The organism is Candidatus Enterococcus ikei (assembly GCF_017316105.1).
In the GTDB taxonomy this organism is placed as follows: domain Bacteria; phylum Bacillota; class Bacilli; order Lactobacillales; family Enterococcaceae; genus Enterococcus_L; species Enterococcus_L ikei.
Window position 1 is genome coordinate 1 of record NZ_JAFLWD010000073.1, and the last position, 1,783, is coordinate 1,783.

A 1,783-nucleotide genomic window follows, 5' to 3' on the forward strand; every position below is an offset into this window, starting at 1 on the left:
GATGCATTTACAGGCACTGTGATCGATGTTCGACGAATTAAAGAGTAAACATAAAAAAACGAAAAACAGACATTTGAGATGGGCTGTTTTTCGTTTTTTTATGTTTATTTGTCTGCTTGAAACCTAGCTTCAACACGGTAAATAGGCTGACCTTTAGCAGAAAACTTTTCTTCATATTCGGTCATAATATTGCCTTCATAATCACTAGCATGAAAGTCCAGCCAAACTTGTTCTAGAATCATCCCGTATTTTGAAAAACTACTTAACGAATATTCAAACAACCCACGATTATCGGTTTTAAAATGAATTTCACCATTTGGTTTTAGAATTTTTTCATCTGTTGCTAAAAATGTTTTAAACGTTAATCGACGTTTTTCATGTCGTGTTTTTGGCCATGGATCAGAAAAATTCAAATAAATTTGATCTATTTCGTTTTCTGCAAAATATTGTGTCAATTCTTCTCCGTTGACATGAAGTAATTGCAAGTTAGGTAGCTCTTCTTCTAAAGCTTTTTCTAAAGCAATTGAAAGAACACTTAGTTGCATGTCGATCCCAATATAATTGATATCTGGATTCGCTTTTGCCATTCCTACTACAAATTGTCCCTTACCAGAGCCGATTTCGATATGGATAGGGTGATCATTCCCAAAACGTTCCGTCCAACGTCCTTGCCACTTGGCTGGTTCATCAACAACTAATTCAGGATGACTAGCTAAAAGATCAGCTGCTCCAGGTCTTTTTCTCATTCGCATGTTTTTTGTTTCCTTCCTCTTATTAACAAATTTTAAGAGGGTAGAACAAAACCTTATTGTTTTGTGCTGCCCTCTACTATTTTAGTAAGCGCGAAAAAAGGTAGGTCCTTTAGCTCCAAACACTTTTTCCAGCCGCTTTAATAACCAAAAGCTTGCTTCAAATTTAAAATCTCTGCATTCATTTCTCTTGTTTCTCCTGATTGATAATGACGGAGAATTTCTTGTAAGAAATTGAATAAAGCGTACCACTTGATCCGAGTCAAAGCTTCTTCACTTGGTCTCATACCATACGATAGCAGCCACTTATTCCAGCTTGCTCGCGGTACATAATGCCCTAATAACATTCCTAGATCCAATGCAGGGTCTGCAACCATCACTGAGTCCCAATCAACTAAATACAGATAGTTATTAGAAACGATCCAATTACGATGATTTACATCGCCATGAACAACCATGTAATTACGAATAGAATAATTGGGTATATTCTCTTGCAAATAGTGATAAACTCTTGCAAGGTACGTATTTTTTTGAAGTTCCGTCGGCAATTTCTCACCGTACGCTTGAAGCATCATAGCAGGCGTCTGAATTTGCCCACCAATTTTTTCCAGCATACTTTTTAGCATGTGTGAATGATGCAAGTGATAAAGCACATCCACCACGTCATTTCTTTGGCCGATTTCTTGTGCTTTAAGAACTTGCCCATCCAACCATTCTTGCGCAGTTAAAATATCACCCGTAACTGTTCGTTTCGTCCAAACTAGCTTAGGGGCAATTCCTTCTTTAGACAAAGCGGCCAAAAGAGGAGAAGTATTTCGTTTAATAAATACTCTTTCAGTCGCACGTATACCCATGAAAGTTTGGCCAGTTGCGCCTTTTATTGGCTGCAAGCGCCATTCCTTATCCAACTGAAATGCCATGGAAATTATCTCCTATCTTAACACAATATAAAAGCGTAACAGACTCGTTTGGTCTCGACTGAAAAATAGGGAATCCTTGTTGGGACGCTTTTGATCACAAGAATGATTCATCTT

2 protein-coding genes are annotated in these 1,783 nt (G+C 37.6%); both read right to left on the reverse strand.

What is annotated here, in order from left to right; genetic code table 11:
* Positions 1–104 precede the first annotated feature (104 nt).
* The gene (gene trmB, locus JZO69_RS16530) at positions 105–752 is read right to left on the reverse strand and encodes a tRNA (guanosine(46)-N7)-methyltransferase TrmB (protein ID WP_207113904.1); all 648 of its coding nucleotides are present in this window, start codon (positions 750–752) and stop codon (positions 105–107) included.
* A 137-nt stretch (positions 753–889) separates the two neighbouring features.
* Positions 890–1,669 (reverse strand): phosphotransferase family protein, encoded by a 780-nt coding sequence (locus JZO69_RS16535; protein ID WP_207113905.1) that lies wholly within the window; start codon positions 1,667–1,669, stop codon positions 890–892.
* Positions 1,670–1,783: the final 114 nt, after the last annotated feature.

What these genes read in the sequence shown, in the direction of transcription:
- JZO69_RS16535 (WP_207113905.1), bottom strand. Translation starts at nt 1,669, where the DNA reads ATGGCATTTCAGTTGGATAAGGAATGGCGCTTGCAGCCAATAAAAGGC.
- trmB (WP_207113904.1), bottom strand. Translation starts at nt 752, where the DNA reads ATGCGAATGAGAAAAAGACCTGGAGCAGCTGATCTTTTAGCTAGTCAT.